A 19546-nucleotide genomic window follows, 5' to 3' on the forward strand; every position below is an offset into this window, starting at 1 on the left:
GCTCCTGTCATGGTCGTACGACAACTCCTTTGGTTTGCAAATACTCTTTCACCGATTGAATCGACGTCTCATCATAGTGAAAAATGGAAGCAGCCAACGCGGCATCTGCCTTTCCTTGCGTCAGCACATCGTAAAAATGCTCCCTCGAGCCCGCTCCACCAGAAGCAATGACCGGAATCCCGACCGCTTCTGATACCCACTTGGTCAATTCGAGTCCAAAGCCTTTCTTTTCCCCATCGTCGTCCATGCTGGTCAAAAGGATTTCGCCCGCTCCCAACGCTTCTGCCTCCTGCGCCCAACGGATGACATCCCTACCCGTTGCATTCCGTCCACCGTGAGTATACACTTCCCAGCGATCTTCACCGACACTTCTCGCGTCAATCGCCACGACAATACATTGTGAACCGAAGACCGTCGCTCCCTCGCGGATTAATTCCGGACGCAAAACAGCCGCTGTATTCAACGAGATTTTGTCAGCGCCCGCACGCAATATCCTTTTCATATCGTCGACGCTGTTAATGCCACCACCGACCGTGAAAGGAATCGTAATGTTTGCAGCCGTTTTTTCGATGACATCCACCATCGTCTTGCGCCCTTCGTGGGACGCAGAAATATCGAGAAAAATCAGCTCGTCTGCTCTCTCCTCGCTATACTTTTTTGCCAGTTCAACCGGGTCTCCTGCATCGCGAAGTCCGACGAACTGCACACCTTTTACCACCCGTCCATCTTTTACATCGAGACACGGGATGATTCGTTTAGCCAGCATTCGCTTCACGCCCCTCCATACGCTGGAGCGCTTCTTCCAATGTAAAAGCGTCCGTGTAGAGTGCTTTTCCGACAATGGCGCCAGAGACTCCGCCCGAAGCATGGGCAGCCAACGTCAACAAATCGTCCAGTTGGCTGACGCCTCCCGAGGCAATCACCGATTTACCTGTAGCCATCGCCAACGCTGCAATTTCTTCTACATTCGGTCCTGTCATCGTGCCATCACGGGCGATATCGGTGTAAATAAACGTCTCAGCGCCATACGTAACCAACCGCTTGGCAAGCTCTGTCGCTTGCACATCTGTCGTGGTCAACCAGCCTCTGGTAGCCACCAGCCCATTCCGGCAGTCCAGACCGATCGCAATCTTGTCTCCATCGTTTTGAAGAATTCGCTTCGTAAAAGACTCGTCTTCAATTGCAGCAGTCCCGACAATCACTCGCGCGACGCCCGCTTCCAAATAGTCCGCGATCTGCTCTTCTGTTCGAATGCCGCCTCCAACCTGCACGGGTACAGGGATCGAGCGCGCTATTTCTTTGATGAGCGCTGCATTTGCAGGCTTGCCTTCCTTTGCTCCGTCCAAATCTACGAGATGAACCCAGGACGCTCCTTGCTCTACCCAGCGCTTCGCCATCGCTAGCGGTGAATCAGCGTACACTGTCTCTTGCCCGTAATCTCCTTGAAAAAGCCGAACACACTTGCCCCCGCGAATATCGATCGCCGGATAAACGATAAAGCTCATGTCAAAACCCCCTCGCATTGAACGGCAAAGTTGCGCAGCAGCAGCATTCCTGTCTCTCCGCTCTTTTCCGGATGAAACTGCATACCGTATACGTTGTCACGATTCACAATGGCTGTGACCTCCTGGTGATAGTCACTCGTCGCAAGCAAGACATCAGACTCGCACAAGACATGATACGAATGGACAAAATAGACGTAATCGCCATCCTGCACACCGTTTAGTAACGGTTGCTTTTGCTTGATCATCAGTTGGTTCCAGCCCATGTGCGGTACCTTGTAATCACCGCGAAAACGAATAACCTCACCACCGAGCAGCCCCAAGCCCGTATGCTCGCCATGCTCCGCACTTTTCTCAAATAAAAGCTGCATGCCGAGACAAATGCCCAAGATCGGACGACCTGATGCTGCGTATCTCTTGATCGCTTGCTCTAATCCAAGCTCACGTATGTTGGCGATAGCATCCCCGAACGCCCCGACTCCAGGCAAAATCACCCCGCTATATTCTTGCAGACGCTCTTCTTGAGAGACAAACTCGTACGGATAGCCTAGCCTTTCCAACGCCTTGCTCAAGCTGTACAGATTCCCCATGCCGTAATCGATGATGCCGATCATGCTACAAAACCCCTTTTGTGGACGGGACCCCTTTTACACGCGGATCGATCGTCGTCGCTTCATCCAGTGCCCGGCCCAGCGCTTTGAAAATCGCCTCGATCATGTGGTGTGTATTGTGACCGTAATGCAGGATCACATGCAGATTGATCCGCGCCTCCAGCGCAAGTTTCCATAAAAATTCATGTACCAGCTCCGTCGGAAACTGACCAACCATATTCGTAGGGTACGTAGCGCGATATTCCAGATGAGGACGGTTGCTGATATCAATAACGACCTGCGCGAGCGCGTCATCCATCGGGACAAACGCATTTCCATAACGCTTGATGCCTTTCTTGTCTCCCAAGGCTTCCCGCAGAGCATGCCCAAGACAAATCCCGATATCCTCCACTGTGTGATGATAGTCGATTTCGATATCTCCCTTTGCCTTGACAGTCAGGTCAAAATGTCCGTGTCGCGTAAACAGGTCTAGCATATGATCCAGAAATGGAACACCCGAATTTTGCTTGCTCTCACCTGCGCCGTCTACACCAAAGGAAAGCGCGATCTGCGTCTCATTCGTATTACGCTCGATCTGTGCTGCACGTTGTTTCCCTTCACTCATCTCTTTTCACTCTCCTGCTCTTCGGTCTCAAAATCTCGCAATCGCGCAAGGATCGCTCGACCGTGCCCAGACAATCCTTCCTGCTCTGCCAGTGCCACAATTTTATGTCCATTTTCCCGCAAATCTCGCTTGCTGTAGGAAACAACACTCGACTTCTTGATAAAATCGTCGACGGATAATGGCGAGGAAAAACGCGCCGTTCCATTCGTAGGAATCACATGATTGGTACCGGCAAAATAATCGCCGACTGGCTCTGAGCTGTATGGGCCGAGGAAAATCGCACCTGCATTTTCTACTTTTCCGAGATGCTCAAACGGCTCCGCCAGCATGATTTCCAAATGCTCGGGTGCAATCCGGTTGATGACGGCAAATCCTTCGTTCAAATCATCGACGAGTAAAATAGCGCCGTAGTCGCGTATCGCCGCTTCCGCAATCGATTTGCGTGGAAGATCGGCAAGCTGCCGCTCAACTTCCTGTGACACCTGCTCCGCCAACGCTTGCGATGTCGTAACCAATATAGCGGCTGACATCGGATCATGCTCGGCTTGAGACAGCAGGTCTACCGCAACGTATCGCGGGTTGGCCGTCTCATCTGCGATCACCGCAATTTCACTAGGACCTGCCACCATGTCGATACTGACCAATCCGAAAACTTCTCGCTTTGCCAGTGCCACGAAAATATTACCGGGCCCAACGATCTTATCGACTGCTTTGATTTGCTCTGTTCCATAGGTCAATGCCGCGATCGCCTGGGCCCCACCTACCTTGTATATCTCGGTCACACCTGCAATTTGGGCAGCAACGAGTATCGCAGGGTTGATTTTCCCATCGGCTCCTGGTGGTGTCGTCATGACGACTTGTGGAACACCTGCGATTTTGGCAGGGATGGCATTCATCAATACACTGGAAGGATAAGCTGCCGTTCCGCCTGGTACATACAATCCAACGCGCTGCAATGGACGTATCAGTTGGCCCAGCAATGTGCCACTCTCTTTGGTGCTAAACCAGGACTGACGCACTTGTCGCTCGTGAAACGCCCGAATATTATCGGCTGCTTCCTTCAATGCCGCTTTGACTTGTGGAGAAACGAGCTCAGTTGCTTCTGCAAATTCGCCTTCGCTCACACGGAAGTTTTGCAGAAGCACACGATCAAATCGTTCCGTGTAATAGCGCAGCGCTTCGTCCCCTTGCTGGCGAACCGAGGTAAGGATCGCCTTCACCGCTTCTTGCTGTTCTCTCGTCCCTGCGTCTACCGATCGTTTCCCGTCATACTGGCTGGCTGACATGATACGCATGGTTGTCTCCCCTTTTTCTCTAGTTCCCGCGAGGAATGACCTCTAAAAATTTTCCGGCGATCTCGTCCACCGCTTCACTTTTCATCCGATAGCTGGCTCGATTGGCAATCAGCCTCGTCGTAATTTCACAAATGCTCTCCAGTTCGACCAAGCCATTTTCCCGCAATGTCCTACCTGTCGAAACAATATCCACGATACGATCAGCCAGCCCAATCATCGGGGCAAGCTCTACTGAACCATTCAGCTTGATTACCTCAACCTGCTGTCCCTGCTCACGAAAATAACGTGACGCAATCTTCGGATATTTCGTTGCAACACGCAGGGCTTCCGTCGGTTTCCAGTCTGGCAGACCCGCTACCATCATGCGACAATAGCCGATATGCAAATCCAACAGCTCGTAAACATCTCGTTCTTCTTCCAATAAAACATCCTTGCCGACCACGCCAACGTCAGCCACCCCATACTCGACATAAGTAGGAACATCGGTAGGCTTCGCCATAATGAATTCAAGCTTGGCATTTTCCACAGGGATGATCAGTTTACGAGAATCTTGCAGATCCGCAGTGACCTGCAAGCCAGCCTGCTGGAGGAAATGGATAGCCTCTTCAAAAATCCGTCCTTTTGGCATGGCGATCGTCAGCTTTTGGTCGTTTTTCGTGAGTGCCATCTCCTACTCCTCCTGTTGTGTCATGCAAATGACCTTGGTATATCCCGCTTCTTGTCCAACCTGTTCCTCATCTATTTTGGAAACGAGACGTGTCACCACCACGAGCCCGTTCTCACGTAATTGCTGTGCTTCTGCCAAAGCGGCGCCGCGGCAATCCTCGGTGTAAACAAGCAAAACTCGCGTAGGTGTATGCTCTTTTACGAAAGGAGTGACCTGAAGCAGTCGATCCATCTTGATCGCAAAGCCTGTAGCGGATGCCGCACGCCCAAATTGGGAGAGCAATTGATCGTAGCGTCCTCCGCCCAATAGCGGGGAGCCCAAATCTGCCGCGTACCCTTCGAAAACGACGCCTGTGTAGTAGTTCAAATTGATGATCAGATTGAAATCGATCAACAAATCTTCCGTCACCCCGTAGGCTTCTAACGACTGCCACAAGGAAGCAATCGTCTCGACTGCCCTCCCTGCTTTTCCGTTGCCAGCCAGTTCGCGAGCGGCCTCAATCTTCCCTTTTCCCCCTTGCAGGCGTAGCAAGGCTTCCAATCGGCTTTTCGCCTCCAGAGGGATGTCTACTGTCGCGAGTAGTTGCCGGAAGCCAACGAAGTCCCGTTCGTACAAAAACTGGCGGAATTGATTGCGAATAGGCTCATCCTCAATCTCTTCCTCCAAAAGACCGTCTACGAAGTCGACATGCCCAATCGCAATACGAAACGTCTCCACACCCGCTGCCCTCAAGCAAAACACAGCAAGCGCGATGGCTTCCGCATCCGCATCGACAGACGCATCTCCGATCAGCTCGATCCCGGTTTGGGAAAACTCCGCATTCCGTCCCGCTTCCTTTTCTTGTGCCCGAAACACATTTGCCTGGTAATACAACCGAATCGGCAATGGAACATCTTTATAAAGGGAGGAAACAACCCTTGCAATTGGCGTTGTCATATCCGGACGCAGGACTACGGTGTGGCCTTGTTTATCCAGGAGGCGAAACATCCGGTCTGTGAGTGTCGCACTTGCTGCTCCTACCGTATCGAAGTATTCCAGAGAGGGTGTGGATATTTCGTCATAACCCCATCTCTCGATACACTTACGCAGCTCCCGCTCCAAGCGCCGTTGTTTCGCCAGTGATTCCGGCAGTATGTCCCGCATCCCGAGCGGCTTTTCGAATCCCAAGGGTTTTGCCATCCTTGTTCCCTCCATCACATTCGCTTTACTCTGCTAATATGGTAACAAACTAAAGTGTTATGAAGAAGATTACCACGTCGAGAATCTTAGGTCAACCAAGATGAGAATAGTCGGAAAATTTCACACAAAACAAAAAACCGCCAGGATAAACACCTGACGGCTGATTAAAAGGGAAGAGACGCTACATGCCTTCTTCTTCTGAAGCTTTCGTTCGAATGAGCTGCATGGGATTCCCACCTACAAAGGCGCCAGGCGGGACATCTTTATGAACAACTGTTCCCGCTGCGACAATGGCCCCTTTGCCAATCGTTACTCCTGGCAAAATGGTAGTGTTGGCCCCCACCAGGACTGCATCCTCAATAATCACTTCTCCCAAACGGTATTCATCTATCAAATATTCATGGGCGAGTATCGTCGTATTGTACCCGATCACGCAATTACGGCCGATCTTGATTTTCTCGGGAAACATGATATCCATCATCACCATCAACGCAACTGCACTATGCTGCCCTACTTCCATACGCAAAAATGTGCGGTACATCCAGTTCTTCCACGAAACGATCGGCGTATATCTGGAGAGCTGGATGACGATAAAATTTTTCATGACTTTCCAGAAGCTTACCGTTTGATACATGTGCCAAAGCGGGTTTACCCCATTTACGGGATAACGTGTTGTCTTCCTCATATGCGTCTCTTTCTCCTACAAGTCAGAATCGGCATCTTCTAAAATGGCATTCGACTGTTTTCGTGTGAAGTGCATCGCAGCGTTGTAGCCCATCCGTTTCAGACGGAAGTTCATCGCTGCAACCTCAATGATGACTGCCAAATTTCGTCCTGGTCGAACAGGAACGGTAATAATCGGAATTTCGGTATCCATGATCTTCAATGTTTCCTCATCGAGTCCCAACCGCTCGTACATTTTATGTGGCTCCCACAGCTCTAGCTGAACAACCATCTCGATGTTCTTTACATTGCGCACGGCACCTGCACCAAACATCGTCATAATGTTAATAATCCCCACTCCGCGGATTTCCAAGAGATGCTGAATCAGCTCAGGAGCGCTACCGCTTAGCTGCCCGCCCTGTGTCTGCTTAATCTCCACGGCGTCATCTGCTACGAGTCGGTGTCCGCGCTTTACAAGCTCAAGTGCAGCCTCACTCTTCCCGATCCCGCTCGATCCCATAATCAAAACGCCGACGCCGTAAATGTCTGTGAGTACCCCATGAATCGTCGTCGTTGGTGCAAGACGATTCTCCAGGAAGTTGGTCACTTTCCCGACTAGCGTCGTCGTTGCCAGCGGGGACTGAAGTACAGGTACCCCCAAGCGATTGGAAACATCAATCATCTCTTCAGGCACCATCTGATTACGGGTCACACAGAAGCAAGGAACCTGACTTTGCATGAGGAAATTCATCCGTTCCAGCCGTTCCTCTGGAGTAAGCGTTTGAAAAAAGTTGATTTCCGTCAAGCCGAACAATTGAATCCGCTCTTCCGCATAGTAAGAGTAGTAACCGGCTAACTGTAGGCCGGGACGACTCAAATCCGTTACGGTAATCTCACGCCCCAAGCCCTCTTCCCCGCTCAAGATCGTCATATTGAAATGATCCACTAAATGGCTCACATTCGTCTTACGCATGAAGTTTCCCCCTCACACGGGATTTTCCGTCCCTATGGTTGTGTCTCTATTGTATCGAAACCTTTGTACCTACGACAACCTAATAAGACCGACCATCCTGATTAGGCAAAAACCCCGCGACTCGTTTGAGAGAATACGGGGCTTTTTCGAACATACTACCTCTTTTCTTTTTTCATCCCTACCACAACTTCAATGAGGTAGCCAAAAATACTCATCAGTGCTGCTGCCACGATGACAGTGCCAATGTTGTCAGGCCATGGCCCCACTTCAAAGCCGTCAATAAAGTAGGCAGTCAACGCAAACGTCACGGCATTAATGACAAACCAGAACAAGCCGATCGTCAATACTTGCAAGGGAAAAGTAAAAAACAGCAGAATCGGCCGAATCACTGTGTTCACCATCCCCAAAATCAACGTAGCCCATAGTGCTACAGTGAAATTCGCGACATAAATGGAATGGAACCAATTGCTGATCAAAAGCAGCGCAGCCCCATTTAAAAGCATTTTGATTATCCAGCGGCTCATGGTGCATTCCCCCTATACAGTCTAGCCTTCGCGCAACGACTATCGAACCCCCGTTACTTCCCATTCCCATTGCTCAAAAAACGTTGTCATGAATCGATGCCTGTCATCGGCGATTTTCTGGGCAGTCTTGGTGAAAAGCTTGTCTTTGATGCGCTGCAGCTTCCACGTGTATTCCTTATAAGGTGTATGCTGATTGGGGTCATCCGATTGTATGGGTTGCCCAATAACCCCAGTATAAGCAAAAACCCGGGCCACTCCAATAGCCCCAATCGAATCCAGCTTGTCGGCATCAAACAGGATCTTTTCTTCCAAGGTATGTGGAGGTCGTTCTTTGCGAAAACGATGGGCGAGAATTGCAGACTGTACACGTGAGATGAATGCTTCCGTCATACTGCGTTCGGCGAGCCATTCCCCTGCTAGTCTTGCACTGATTTCGGCATGGCACTCGCCTGTTTGCCGTTCTTCTGCTCTCCCGATGTCATGCAGTAATGCAGCGAGGCGCAGCACTTCCATATCTGCCCCTTCCTCGCGGCCAATTCGCTCACACATCGCCATGACACGCAAATTATGCTGCCAATCGTGAGCAGGATCTTGTCCATCAAAGCACTTCTGTGCTTCGCCCACCAGGTCGGCAGGTAGTGCGGCAAGAGAAGCCTTCACGAAATCCATCTTTTCCTCCCCCTTTGCGTCCACCTAGCAAAGACGCCCCCCTGAATCAGGGAGGCTGTCTCTCGATTACTTCGAAACGAATTGCTCTAGCTTGGCATTCGTCCGTTCTCTATCACGTTCCAAAATCGGCTTCAAATAGATACCCGTATAAGAGCCTTCCATCTTCGCCACTTCTTCCGGTGTTCCCGTTCCGACAATTTCTCCGCCACGGGTACCACCCTCAGGCCCCAAATCTACGATGTAATCGACCGTTTTGATCACATCGAGATTGTGCTCGATGACCAGCACTGTATCGCCGTTTTCTACCAATCGTTGCAGCACCTTCAGCAAACGATCGATATCATCCGTATGCAGACCGGTTGTCGGCTCATCCAAAATGTACAAGGTACGTCCTGTGCTGCGTCGATACAGCTCGGAGGCAAGCTTGACGCGTTGTGCTTCCCCGCCAGAGAGCGTGGTAGCAGGCTGCCCAAGTTTCATATATCCCAGTCCTACGTCTACGATGGTCTGCAGCTTGCGCTCAATCTTCGGCAAATTGCGGAAAAACTCTACCCCGTCCTCGATCGTCATTTCCAAGACATCAGCAATGCTCTTGCCTTTGTATTTCACATCGAGCGTCTCGCGGTTGTAGCGCTTGCCGTGGCAAACTTCGCAAGGCACATACACATCCGGCAAGAAGTGCATCTCGATTTTAATAATCCCGTCACCGCTGCACGCTTCACAACGGCCGCCCTTGACGTTAAAGCTGAAGCGACCTTTTTTATAGCCGCGCACTTTGGCTTCGTTGGTGGAAGCAAACAGGTCGCGAATATCGTCAAAGACACCTGTATATGTCGCCGGATTGGAACGTGGTGTACGTCCAATTGGAGATTGGTCGATGTCGATTACCTTGTCCAAATGCTCCAATCCCAGGATGCGGCGATGCTCACCTGGCTTCACCTTTGCCTTATTTAAATCGCGAGCCAGTGTCTTTTGCAAAATTTCATTGATCAGCGTACTTTTTCCTGAACCAGATACACCTGTTACGGCAACAAAAACGCCTAAAGGAAGCTTCGCAGTAACGTTTTTCAGGTTGTTTTCCTTCGCGCCCTCAATCTTGATCCATTTGTCCGAAGGCTTGCGACGCTCCATCGGAACAGGGATGAATTTGCGCCCGCTCAAATAAGCGCCGGTCAAGGAGTTAGGGTCCTCCATGACTTCTTCCGGAGTCCCTGCCGCTACGATTTGACCGCCATGTATGCCAGCTCCCGGTCCAATATCGATAATATAATCGCAGGCCATCATCGTATCCTCGTCATGCTCGACGACGATCAATGTATTCCCCAGCTTGGTCATATGCTCCAACGTCTTGATCAGACGCGCGTTATCCCGCTGGTGCAGTCCGATACTCGGCTCATCCAAAATGTAGAGAACGCCCATCAGACTAGAACCGATCTGCGTAGCCAGTCGAATCCGCTGCGCTTCTCCCCCGGACAGTGTTCCCGCCGCACGGCTCAGCGTCAAGTAATCCAGTCCGACATCAATCAAGAAGTTCAGTCGCGCCTTGATTTCTTTTACGATCAGGTTCGCGATCTTCGTTTCCCGCTCTGTCAGTTCCAGCCCATCGACAAACTGATGCGCATCGAGAATCGACAGCGTAGTCAGCTCGGAAATGCTGCGCTCTCCGACCTTTACCGCCAAGCTCTCCTGACGCAAACGTTGGCCTTTGCAGACAGGACAAGCCTTTTGGCTCATAAATCCTTCGATTTGCTCGCGGATGTAATCCGAGCTCGTCTCCAGATGACGTCGTTGCAGGTTGATGACGACACCTTCAAACGGTACGACCGCCTCGCGCACTTGCCCGAACTCGTTCTCATAGCGGAAGTGAATTTTTTCGCCCTCACTACCGTACATCAGGATTTGTCGGTGCGCTGCAGTAAGCTCCTCATATGGCACATCCATCCGAATGTTAAAGTGGCGGCAAGCTGATTCCAACAATTGTTGATAGTACGTCGAAGTCTTCGGCTCCCATGCGCCAATCGCCCCGTCATCGAGCGTCTTCGTCACATCGGGGACGACCATATCCGGGTCTACCTCTAGCTTGACACCCAGTCCATCACACTCCGAGCAAGCACCAAACGGGCTGTTAAAGGAGAAAATCCGCGGCTCCAGCTCCCCGATGGAGAATCCGCATACCGGGCAAGCATGCTTTTCACTGAACAGCAGCTCCTCTTGCTCCATCACATCGACGATGACCTTGCCATCTGCTAAACGAAGTGCCGTTTCCAAGGAGTCTGCGAGACGCGCCTGTACATCCGGCTTCACAACGACCCGGTCAACGACAACCTCAATGTTATGCTTCTTGTTCTTTTCCAGCTTGATGTCTTCGGACAGATCGGTAATTTCACCATTGACCCGCACACGGACGAAGCCTTGCTTGCGGATGTCCTCGAGCAGCTTGACGTGCTCTCCCTTGCGTCCTTGCACCATGGGAGCTAGAATCTGCATTTTCGTGCGCTCAGGATACTCCAATAGGCGATCGACCATTTGTTCAATGGTCTGGGACTGGATCTCGATGCCATGCTCCGGGCAAACTGCTCTACCGACACGCGCATACAAAAGGCGCAAATAGTCGTAGATTTCCGTAACCGTACCTACCGTGGAGCGAGGGTTGCGGCTCGTCGTTTTCTGGTCAATCGAGATCGCAGGGGACAGTCCCTCAATCGAATCCACGTCCGGCTTGTCCATTTGCCCGAGAAATTGACGGGCGTATGCAGACAGAGACTCGACATAGCGTCGTTGTCCCTCTGCGTAAATCGTGTCAAAAGCAAGCGAGGATTTACCCGAGCCAGACAAACCCGTCAGAACGACGAATTTGTCCCTCGGAATGACTACATCAACATTTTTTAGGTTATGGGCACGTGCACCCTTTACGACAATATGTTCTAATGGCATGAAAAAAACCTCTCCTTAGAGTTCCGCCTTCAGCTCAAGAATCAAATCACGCAATTCTGCCGCACGCTCGAACATGAGGTTGCGTGCCGCTTCCTTCATTTCTTCTTCCATACGTTCTATAACAGCCACGCGATCCTTCTTCGGCATTTTCTTGAAGTCTGCATGTGGCAAGTAATCCGCTTTTTCCTCCGCTACCTTGGTCGCCTCGATCACTTCGCGGACGGACTTTTTCACGGTTTGCGGCGTGATGCCGTGCTCTTCATTGTAAGCCATCTGAATGGAACGACGACGCTCTGTCTCCCGGATCGCAGAGGTCATCGAATCTGTCATTTTATCCGCGTACATGATAACGCGTCCCTCTGCGTTCCGCGCAGCCCGACCAATCGTCTGAATCAGCGAGCGCTCATTACGCAGGAAGCCTTCCTTGTCTGCATCCAATATCGCTACGAGCGATACTTCCGGCAAGTCCAAGCCTTCCCGCAAGAGGTTGATCCCGACCAGCACGTCAAACTCACCCAAACGCAACGAACGTAAAATTTGCATCCGCTCAATCGTTTTAATATCCGAGTGAAGATAGCGGACCTTGATTCCGATTTCTTTCAGATAGTCCGTCAAATCCTCAGACATTTTCTTCGTCAGAGTCGTGACGAGAACCCGCTCATTTTTCGCAATCGTGGCTTGAATTTCGCCAATCAAATCGTCAATCTGTCCCTTGATCGGACGTACCGTTACCGTCGGGTCAATCAAGCCTGTCGGACGAATCACCTGCTGCACCATTTCCGGGCTGTGCTCCAGCTCATAAGGTCCAGGTGTAGCTGAAATGTAAATCGCTTGTTTCAGCTTTCCTTCAAACTCTTCGAACTTGAGTGGGCGGTTATCGCGAGCAGAAGGCAGACGGAATCCGTGCTCGACCAGTACATCCTTCCGTGCGCGGTCACCGTTATACATCCCCCGAACCTGCGGCAAGGTCATATGCGACTCATCCATCATGACGATAAAATCCTCTGGGAAGTAATCCAGCAAGGTATATGGAGCATGCCCGGCAGGCAGTCCTGTCAGATGGCGCGAGTAGTTCTCAATACCGGAGCAAAAGCCCATCTCCATCATCATCTCAATATCGTACCGTGTGCGTTGCTCCAGTCGCTGTGCTTCCAGGAGCTTGCCCGCATCACGGAATTCTTTCAGTCTTTCTTCCAGCTCGGCCTCAATGCTTTGGACAGCCAGCTTCATTTTCTCCTCACGCGTCACATAGTGAGATTTAGGGAAGATGGCAATGTGATCACGCTGTCCCAAAATCTCGCCGGTCAGTACGTCAATCGAAGTAATCCGTTCAATTTCATCTCCAAAAAACTCAACGCGAATCGCCTGCTCACTCTCCGAGGCAGGGAAAATCTCCACGACGTCACCCCGCACACGGAAGGTACCGCGCGTGAAGTTGATGTCGTTGCGTGTGTACTGGATATCGACCAGACGATGCAAAATCTCGTCCCGTCCTGTTTCCATGCCAACACGTAAAGACAAGAGCAGCTCCCGATACTCCTCGGGCGAACCCAATCCGTAAATGCAGGAGACGGAGGCAACGATGATCACATCTCGGCGTTCAAACAACGCACTGGTAGCGGAGTGACGGAGCTTGTCGATCTCGTCGTTAATGCTCGAGTCTTTTTCAATAAACGTATCCGATTGGGGAATGTATGCTTCGGGTTGATAGTAATCGTAGTAGCTGACGAAGTATTCCACCGCGTTGTTCGGGAAAAACTCCTTAAACTCTGCACAAAGCTGCGCGGCCAGAGTTTTGTTGTGTGCCATCACGAGTGTTGGCCTGTTCACCTGAGCAATTACCTGGGCAGCCGTAAAAGTCTTTCCCGTTCCCGTCGCACCCAGCAATGTCTGGTGTCGCTTGCCAGCCTTTAACCCTGCCACCAGCTCGGCAATGGCGGTCGGCTGGTCACCGGATGGTTGAAACTCCGATACCAATTCAAAACGCTCCATTCCCTCGTTCATCTCCTCATAGCATGACTGTTTCTACTTCCATTATAACACAATTTCGGCTAGTTTAAGCCCAAAATTCGAACAAACGTTTGTCTTCATCTTTTCGCTGATTTTTCCGATATAAGATGAAAGAAGTGCAAACATGCGCAGATAGACTCGCCACCTTCAGGGAGGATTGACATGTCAGATACCGGAACAACCGTTAAAAATAACCCTTATATACAACCGCACATGAGCTATAAAGGCAAAAAAGAATTCACCACCGAGCTCGACCAAAATGCCTTTATGAAGCTCATGCTGGAGCAGTTAAAGCATCAAGACCCTATGTCCCCAATGGACAACTCTCAGTTCATCCAGCAAACAAGTATGCTGACCATGGTAGAAAAAATCACAAAAATGACCACGCTGATGGAACAATCGAACAACAGCATGGTCACTTTGGAAAAGTATGAAAAGCTGGTAGGTCGTACAGCCTCGTATTCCCTTACTACAAAAGACGAGATGACAGGAGAAACTAAGACGGAGAAGAAAGAAGGCGTACTTGATGCCGTCTACATGGATCAAGGCAAAATCTACTTCCGTGTCGCAGGCGAATCGACACCGATTCCACTGGCAGACGTCTCCGGACTGGAATCGCAAGGTCTGGCTGGCAATACGCTCGATAATAGCGTGAAGTACATGGAAATGATCGGTCGAGAGATTTCCTATAAAGTAACCAAGGAAGTCGACCGGGATGGCAATCCAGCTACCACACACGACGTTTCCAAGGTGGATGAAATCTTGAATGGCGTCATCACTGGCTTTACTACCAAAAACGGTACCGCACAATTCCAACTGGATAATGGATCAACCGTAAAAGCCGAAGAAATCGTAGGCATGACGGTAAAACCTGAAAACAGAACAATGGGCAACTCCCTTGCCTACGCGCAAATGATCGGCTACAACATCACGTACAACCAGTCTCAAACAAATCCAGACGGCACCACTACCAATACGCCACTTACCGGAGTGGTCAAGGCTGTCAGCATGAAAAACGGAGTAGTCGAATTCGTCCTCCAGGATGATAAGAAAGTCGGTCTCAATCAAATCACAGGATTCGAAGCAACTGCCTAGAATCCTATACAAAAAGCCGCACATCTTCGAAATCGGAGAAGGCGGCTTTTTCTCATACAGAGTTCTATTCGTTTACGATCACTTTTCCGGTTATCGCATCCACATAAAACGTATCATCTACTTTAAATTCTCCCCCACAGAAGCAATGCGAGCGAGTTTGGCGAAACGAAAGGTCATAGCCGAGCTTCCAGGTAATCGTGTCTTTCTCGTAATCTGGCTTGTGGATGTAGGTCAGCTCAAGTGGAAAGGTTTGCAGTAAACGGGTCATGGCCACTTGTTCTTTAAGCGCTTGGGAACGGGCCGGGTATTTGACACTGACCGGTTTGTTTATGCTCACCTGCTCCCATGTACCCGTCCATGAATCGATCCGAATCGTATACATCCCGTCCTCCACACTCTGATTGAGCCCATAAACCGGAATGCCGTTCACAAGAGGATCAGCTACGATCGAGGTGTACCTTTCATCTCCATCCTCCGTTACTAGTATCTGATTGCTTCCAGACGGAGTTAGTCTTTTCAAAAGCTTATCCGCTTCCATCCGATCCCGCTTCTTATCCGTTTTCACGTTTGACCATTGCGGATTGTTCTCCTTTGTGGAAAATTCGAGCAGTTGACCTGTCTTTGCATCCGTCACGAGGAGATGATGCTGCTCGCCGTTACTGCTTCCCTCAGGAAAGGTAGCCAATCTAGATATCTTGTCAGCATCGGATAACCCCTCACCAAAATTTCCCCATATGAAATACCGACGGGCTGAACCATCGTCGTAACTCGCCTCGTAGACGGACAGCGGCAGCTTTTCTGTTTCAACGCTAAACAACAAGCGTAACAAATCTCGCGCTTGCGTCTCGGTTTGCGCTACCCACTTCTCACCTGTTCCAGTCACATTGATGGTCTGAGACGGCGGGGTTGTCGCTCGGTTATTCTTTGTTATCAATTGTTTGCCACTAAAAGCATCCAATGCACTACCTGTATGTTGTTGCGTTATGATTCCATTTTTCAGGACATAAGCGAGCTTTGCATCTACCTGATCACTTTGATTATGAATGGGCAATAAATAAACAAGTTCCAATGGACGGCTTTCTTGCCACTTTCGTACAGCTTGTTCGGCTGAGATGACGCGCTGAGGAGATGGGAGTGAAGAGGGACTTACTTTTTCATATAATCTGCCATCAAACGTAGAAAACCAAACGATTCTTCCCGATGCATCAAAACTGACGAGACAATCATAATCGTCATCGAGTACCACATTATTCAGAACTCGCACCAGTCGAACCGTCAACAAGTCCTTATTTTTATAAACCTCCCTCGCTTGATAGGTGTTGCCTGTACCTGTTCCCTGCAAACCAGCAACAAAAGCCAACGCACGTGTTTTGGCTTGCTGCTCAGTCGGGTAGGCAGGCTTTGTTGTTGCTTTCGGGGTAAGATTCAGTCTGAGCAGCTCCCCTGTCTGTCCGTCAAAAATCGCATTATCCATGGACGATTCGGCCTCAGCAGCAGATTGTGCAAACGTGACCACCACCCCGCTAACACCGGGTCCATCTACATCGCCACCGTAAACGACATAGCGCGAAGATAGTTCCGGTAAAAGCTTGACTAGCTTTTGGACACCTTTCGTCACATGCATCGGCACAGCCACAACCGCTTGAGCCTGCGCTACGCTCACAGGACTCGTTGCACCTGCTCCTGATAAGGGGGCAGCAAAAACCGTGGCGGCAGCTAATGCACCCGACAAAAACCACGAGACCGTTCTTTTCACTTTGAACACCGAACCCACTCCCTCTTTTTTCCTCCTACATAGAGACGTGACAGCCACCCGTAAGTTTCCGAATGGACAAGCTTTTCTCGAAAAAAAGAAGATATGCACGTTTGACTGCATACCTTCTCCCCAACTATCCTTATGCTCCTACATTCAGCTTCTCCAGCTTTTGCTTGATCAGCTCGACTACACTGGCGCGTTTCAAATCAACAAATGCACGGGTATTTGCATCCGGAACCACAATGATCCCCAGTTGGTGATGATTGCCCGCATAGACCGCACACTGTACGAACTTCAGCTCGCCTTCACGGGTGAGTACTTCCATTTTGCAAAAGGCAGGATTGGCTTGTAGTGCTGGATATAAATCTTCTTTTTCCCGCACCGAAATGCCATTTACTTTCACGATAATCTCACCAGGCGTGATACCGATCTCCTCTGCTCTCGTCCCCGGAATGACACCCATTACCTTTACACCACGCGAAGACTGGATGAAATAAGGCGAACGCTTTCTTTCTTGATACTGACTCCAGAAAAACAGCGCCTCATGACCGAATAGTGCAAAGATCGCGGCCAGCAGGATCAACGGATAAAACCATACTACCAGAGCGCACAAACCCAACAAAATGAGCGCATACAGCGTCAAATTTTTCGCAATCTGTGTTGCTTTTCTATACGGAGTCATCGTTTGCGTCATATCAGAGAATCCGGTCACTGTCGGCAGAAGCATCAGTCCGAATGAAGCGGCTTCTGGCGAAAAGAACGGCCACCCTGGATACAACGCACCGCTGATAGCACCTGGCTCCATCTGTACGAACAGCACGGCTGGCGTCAGCCAAAAAGAATGAAGCAAATAGGCACCCACGATCCGACCACGTTGCCCTTCTACGAACAGCGGTGAAGCATCTCGCCCGCCATTCCAGCGTACGAGCATCGCTTCAATCAGATGCATGATCGCAACTAACGCAAGCAAAGGCAAAGGTTTCGCCTGACGAATCATTTCCCAGACATAGCTCAATCCAGGAACATCCGTGACCGGTGGAATGACCTGTGTGATCGCGTGTAAAATCGCCAAAATTCCTGCAGCATATGCGAAACAGAGAAACCGTAAACGAATCAACGCCAAGATGAGCGCCAATCCCCATAGTATCCACAAATCTTGTGCTTGCACGACCACGCCGAGTCCTGCACTAAGAAGAGAAATTAACAAGCCTCCCACCAAGCCCATCACTACAGCACGTATCGTCGAGAGCAAGGGGGACTGAATGCGCGCAGAAAAAAGCTGTCTTTCTAGGTTCATCTGTCTGCGGTAATGCAAATAAATAAAAACTAGAAAGAGATAGAAGACAGGATTGATAAAAAATGCGGCAAAGCCATATGCAATGGTAAGCATATCTGCCTGTATCGCCAATTGCCTCACCTCATCTAAAAGAAAGAAAAACCACGGCATTTGATTTGCCGTGGTTATCATTTCTACGGAAAGCAGGGAATTACCTGCTTCCATTTTCTTGATTATTCATTACTTGCCCGTGACTACATCCAGAGCTTTTTGCAATTGCAGGTCATTCTCTGGCTTCGTCATCGTTTTACGGAGACTTTCTTCCAGTGAAGAGCGTGTCTTCGCGTCTACTTTGCCAGTTACCTCAAGCTTGTTGGAGGTTTGGAACTGCTTGATTGCGTCTTCTGTCTTTTCATCAAAATAGCCATCTTCTCGTCCTGGGGAAAGATTCAAGCCCTTCAGGATGAGTTGCAGGTTTTTCACGTCAGTGCCAGCCATATCGCGCTGCAACACTTTATCTGCCGGTAGCAGAGTTGCGTTGAAATAGTCTGGTTGCTTGACTGCAAAGTCTGGCGTAATGCCTTTTTTATGGACCCATTCACCCTTCGGTGTGACCCACTTGGCAATCGTCAGCTTCAATTGGCTCTTGTCGTTCATTTCCATTGTACTCTGAACGGTTCCTTTACCAAATGTCTTCTCACCGACAAGCTTGTAATTGCCGCTATCCCGCAGGGCACCCGCTAGAATCTCCGAGGCACTAGCGCTTCCGCCATTAATCAGTACCGAGATTGGGTAAGGCTTAGCAGCTTCTGTAGTCGAGAAATACTCTTCTTTTTGCTGTCCGCCATTTCCATACTCGATTTGCACGATCTTGCCTTTTTTCGGTACGAGGATTTCTCCGATTTCTTTCACAGCTAACAAATACCCGCCCGGATTGCCTCGAACGTCAATTACCAAACCGCCAATCCCCTTCTGCTCGAGAGCAGCCAGCTGATCTTTGAAGTGCTTAGCTGTTTCTGTAGAGAATTGGGTAATGTTGATCACGCCTACCTTAACACCGTTCTTCTCAAGTATCTGACTGTTTACCGTCTCAATCGGAATATCGTCCCGCACACACACGATAGTAAGAGGCTCTGGCACTCCTGCCCTCACTACTTTGAGAACCGCCTTTGTACCTTTAGGCCCGCGAATCTTCGTCACTGCCTGATGCAGGTCCAATCCTTCAAGGGATTCGTCGTTTACGCTCAAAATTTGGTCGTTTGGCCGTAGCCCTGCACGCTCGGCTGGAGAGTTTTTGAACGGCGAAACAACTGTTACCCGACCATTTTGCATCGTTACCTCTGTCCCGATCCCTTGGAAAGTCGAGTGCAGGGTAGATGTGAACTCCTCAGCAGAACGAGGGTCCATGTAATCACTGTACGGATCTTCAAGCGACCCGACCATACCGCCAATTGCACCCTCTACTAACTGCTCATTGGTGACATTTTGGATGTAATCTTTCTTGATTGCTGAAAACGCCTCGTACAGCTTCTGGAACTCTTTCGGATAATCTCCGCTCCCAGAAAACAGCGCCATACTCGATGCTGTTAAAGCCCCACCTTGACTCGAACTGGCGCTAGCCGATGTCTTCATGATTGCCATCGTAATAAAACTACTGGCTACCATCGAGATGAGTACAAGCGCGATTACGGTACGTCCTTTCCATCTCACTGTTACGTCACCATCCTTTGTGCTACCGGAAAAAGATATGCTGCTAGTGTATGCATGTTCCGTTAACAATATTTGTCT

Annotated in this window: 18 protein-coding genes (1 of these 18 cut by a window edge); 1 reads left to right on the plus strand and 17 read right to left on the minus strand. The window is 50.1% G+C overall.

Annotated elements, in window-relative coordinates:
• The 14 genes from hisIE to uvrB all read right to left on the minus strand — a co-directional run.
• Positions 1–11, minus strand: partial view of a bifunctional phosphoribosyl-AMP cyclohydrolase/phosphoribosyl-ATP diphosphatase HisIE gene (hisIE, locus tag AB432_RS27325; protein WP_048034971.1) — the start only. Its footprint begins 634 nt before the window's first position; 11 of the gene's 645 nt are visible here — the first part of the coding sequence; it begins with the start codon at positions 9–11; the stop codon falls past the left edge of the window.
• Positions 8–766, minus strand: coding sequence for an imidazole glycerol phosphate synthase subunit HisF (hisF, locus tag AB432_RS27330; protein WP_048034972.1), 759 nt, complete (start codon positions 764–766; stop codon positions 8–10). Before hisF ends, hisIE begins: the two co-directional genes overlap by 4 nt.
• Positions 756–1505 carry a 1-(5-phosphoribosyl)-5-[(5-phosphoribosylamino)methylideneamino]imidazole-4-carboxamide isomerase gene (hisA, locus tag AB432_RS27335; protein WP_048034973.1) on the minus strand — a complete coding sequence of 250 codons (750 nt, stop codon included), beginning with the start codon at positions 1503–1505 and terminating at the stop codon, positions 756–758. The genes hisF and hisA overlap by 11 nt, the downstream gene beginning before the upstream one ends.
• Positions 1502–2116, minus strand: coding sequence for an imidazole glycerol phosphate synthase subunit HisH (gene hisH / locus AB432_RS27340; protein WP_048034974.1), 615 nt, complete (start codon positions 2114–2116; stop codon positions 1502–1504). Before hisH ends, hisA begins: the two co-directional genes overlap by 4 nt.
• A 1-nt stretch (position 2117) precedes the next feature.
• Positions 2118–2717, minus strand: a complete 600-nt coding sequence (gene hisB, locus AB432_RS27345) for an imidazoleglycerol-phosphate dehydratase HisB (protein WP_017252226.1) — start codon at positions 2715–2717, stop codon at positions 2118–2120.
• Positions 2714–4012 (minus strand): histidinol dehydrogenase, encoded by a 1299-nt coding sequence (hisD, locus tag AB432_RS27350; RefSeq protein ID WP_048034975.1) that lies wholly within the window; start codon positions 4010–4012, stop codon positions 2714–2716. Before hisD ends, hisB begins: the two co-directional genes overlap by 4 nt.
• 19 nt (positions 4013–4031) lie before the next feature.
• Positions 4032–4679, minus strand: coding sequence for an ATP phosphoribosyltransferase (gene hisG / locus AB432_RS27355; RefSeq protein WP_048034976.1), 648 nt, complete (start codon positions 4677–4679; stop codon positions 4032–4034).
• A gap of 3 nt (positions 4680–4682) precedes the next feature.
• On the minus strand, positions 4683–5858 hold the full coding sequence (locus tag AB432_RS27360) for an ATP phosphoribosyltransferase regulatory subunit (protein ID WP_048034977.1): 1176 nt from the start codon (positions 5856–5858) through the stop codon (positions 4683–4685).
• Between the two features lie 181 nt (positions 5859–6039).
• A complete protein-coding gene (locus AB432_RS27365; RefSeq protein WP_048034978.1) occupies positions 6040–6543 on the minus strand; it encodes an acyltransferase in 504 nt (167 codons plus the stop codon).
• A gap of 15 nt (positions 6544–6558) precedes the next feature.
• On the minus strand, positions 6559–7494 hold the full coding sequence (gene hprK, locus AB432_RS27370; protein ID WP_007718288.1) for an HPr(Ser) kinase/phosphatase: 936 nt from the start codon (positions 7492–7494) through the stop codon (positions 6559–6561).
• Between the two features lie 155 nt (positions 7495–7649).
• The gene (locus AB432_RS27375; protein ID WP_047069714.1) at positions 7650–8018 is read right to left on the minus strand and encodes a phage holin family protein; all 369 of its coding nucleotides are present in this window, start codon (positions 8016–8018) and stop codon (positions 7650–7652) included.
• Positions 8019–8057: 39 nt separating this feature from the next.
• On the minus strand, positions 8058–8687 hold the full coding sequence (locus AB432_RS27380) for an HD domain-containing protein (RefSeq protein WP_048034979.1): 630 nt from the start codon (positions 8685–8687) through the stop codon (positions 8058–8060).
• Positions 8688–8753: 66 nt separating this feature from the next.
• Positions 8754–11621 (minus strand): excinuclease ABC subunit UvrA, encoded by a 2868-nt coding sequence (gene uvrA / locus AB432_RS27385; protein WP_048034980.1) that lies wholly within the window; start codon positions 11619–11621, stop codon positions 8754–8756.
• A 15-nt stretch (positions 11622–11636) separates the two neighbouring features.
• Entirely contained in the window at positions 11637–13613 is a 1977-nt protein-coding gene (gene uvrB / locus AB432_RS27390; protein ID WP_048034981.1) for an excinuclease ABC subunit UvrB, read from the minus strand.
• Positions 13614–13793: 180 nt separating this feature from the next.
• On the opposite strand from uvrB, the gene AB432_RS27395 reads away from it, so the two are divergent.
• Positions 13794–14726 carry a flagellar hook assembly protein FlgD gene (locus AB432_RS27395; protein WP_048034982.1) on the plus strand — a complete coding sequence of 311 codons (933 nt, stop codon included), beginning with the start codon at positions 13794–13796 and terminating at the stop codon, positions 14724–14726.
• Between the two features lie 64 nt (positions 14727–14790).
• Here the strand turns inward: AB432_RS27395 and AB432_RS27400 are convergent, their stop codons facing one another.
• The 3 genes from AB432_RS27400 to AB432_RS27410 form a co-directional block, all read right to left on the minus strand.
• The gene (locus AB432_RS27400) at positions 14791–16500 is read right to left on the minus strand and encodes a hypothetical protein (protein WP_048034983.1); all 1710 of its coding nucleotides are present in this window, start codon (positions 16498–16500) and stop codon (positions 14791–14793) included.
• Between the two features lie 121 nt (positions 16501–16621).
• Positions 16622–17983 carry a PDZ domain-containing protein gene (locus AB432_RS27405; RefSeq protein ID WP_048034984.1) on the minus strand — a complete coding sequence of 454 codons (1362 nt, stop codon included), beginning with the start codon at positions 17981–17983 and terminating at the stop codon, positions 16622–16624.
• A 15-nt stretch (positions 17984–17998) separates the two neighbouring features.
• Positions 17999–19468 carry a S41 family peptidase gene (locus tag AB432_RS27410; RefSeq protein ID WP_048034985.1) on the minus strand — a complete coding sequence of 490 codons (1470 nt, stop codon included), beginning with the start codon at positions 19466–19468 and terminating at the stop codon, positions 17999–18001.
• Positions 19469–19546 lie beyond the last annotated feature (78 nt).

Source organism: Brevibacillus brevis (genome assembly GCF_001039275.2).
Taxonomy (GTDB): Bacteria; Bacillota; Bacilli; order Brevibacillales; family Brevibacillaceae; genus Brevibacillus; species Brevibacillus brevis_C.

Coding starts and splice junctions, on each gene's coding strand:
- hisF (WP_048034972.1), bottom strand. CDS start 766: ATGCTGGCTAAACGAATCATCCCGTGTCTCGATGTAAAAGATGGACGG.
- hisA (WP_048034973.1), bottom strand. CDS start 1,505: ATGAGCTTTATCGTTTATCCGGCGATCGATATTCGCGGGGGCAAGTGT.
- hisH (WP_048034974.1), bottom strand. CDS start 2,116: ATGATCGGCATCATCGATTACGGCATGGGGAATCTGTACAGCTTGAGC.
- hisB (WP_017252226.1), bottom strand. CDS start 2,717: ATGAGTGAAGGGAAACAACGTGCAGCACAGATCGAGCGTAATACGAAT.
- hisD (WP_048034975.1), bottom strand. CDS start 4,012: ATGCGTATCATGTCAGCCAGCCAGTATGACGGGAAACGATCGGTAGAC.
- hisG (WP_048034976.1), bottom strand. CDS start 4,679: ATGGCACTCACGAAAAACGACCAAAAGCTGACGATCGCCATGCCAAAA.
- AB432_RS27360 (WP_048034977.1), bottom strand. CDS start 5,858: ATGGCAAAACCCTTGGGATTCGAAAAGCCGCTCGGGATGCGGGACATA.
- AB432_RS27365 (WP_048034978.1), bottom strand. CDS start 6,543: ATGAGGAAGACAACACGTTATCCCGTAAATGGGGTAAACCCGCTTTGG.
- hprK (WP_007718288.1), bottom strand. CDS start 7,494: ATGCGTAAGACGAATGTGAGCCATTTAGTGGATCATTTCAATATGACG.
- AB432_RS27375 (WP_047069714.1), bottom strand. CDS start 8,018: ATGAGCCGCTGGATAATCAAAATGCTTTTAAATGGGGCTGCGCTGCTT.
- AB432_RS27380 (WP_048034979.1), bottom strand. CDS start 8,687: ATGGATTTCGTGAAGGCTTCTCTTGCCGCACTACCTGCCGACCTGGTG.
- uvrA (WP_048034980.1), bottom strand. CDS start 11,621: ATGCCATTAGAACATATTGTCGTAAAGGGTGCACGTGCCCATAACCTA.
- uvrB (WP_048034981.1), bottom strand. CDS start 13,613: ATGGAGCGTTTTGAATTGGTATCGGAGTTTCAACCATCCGGTGACCAG.
- AB432_RS27395 (WP_048034982.1), top strand. CDS start 13,794: ATGTCAGATACCGGAACAACCGTTAAAAATAACCCTTATATACAACCG.
- AB432_RS27405 (WP_048034984.1), bottom strand. CDS start 17,983: ATGGAAGCAGGTAATTCCCTGCTTTCCGTAGAAATGATAACCACGGCA.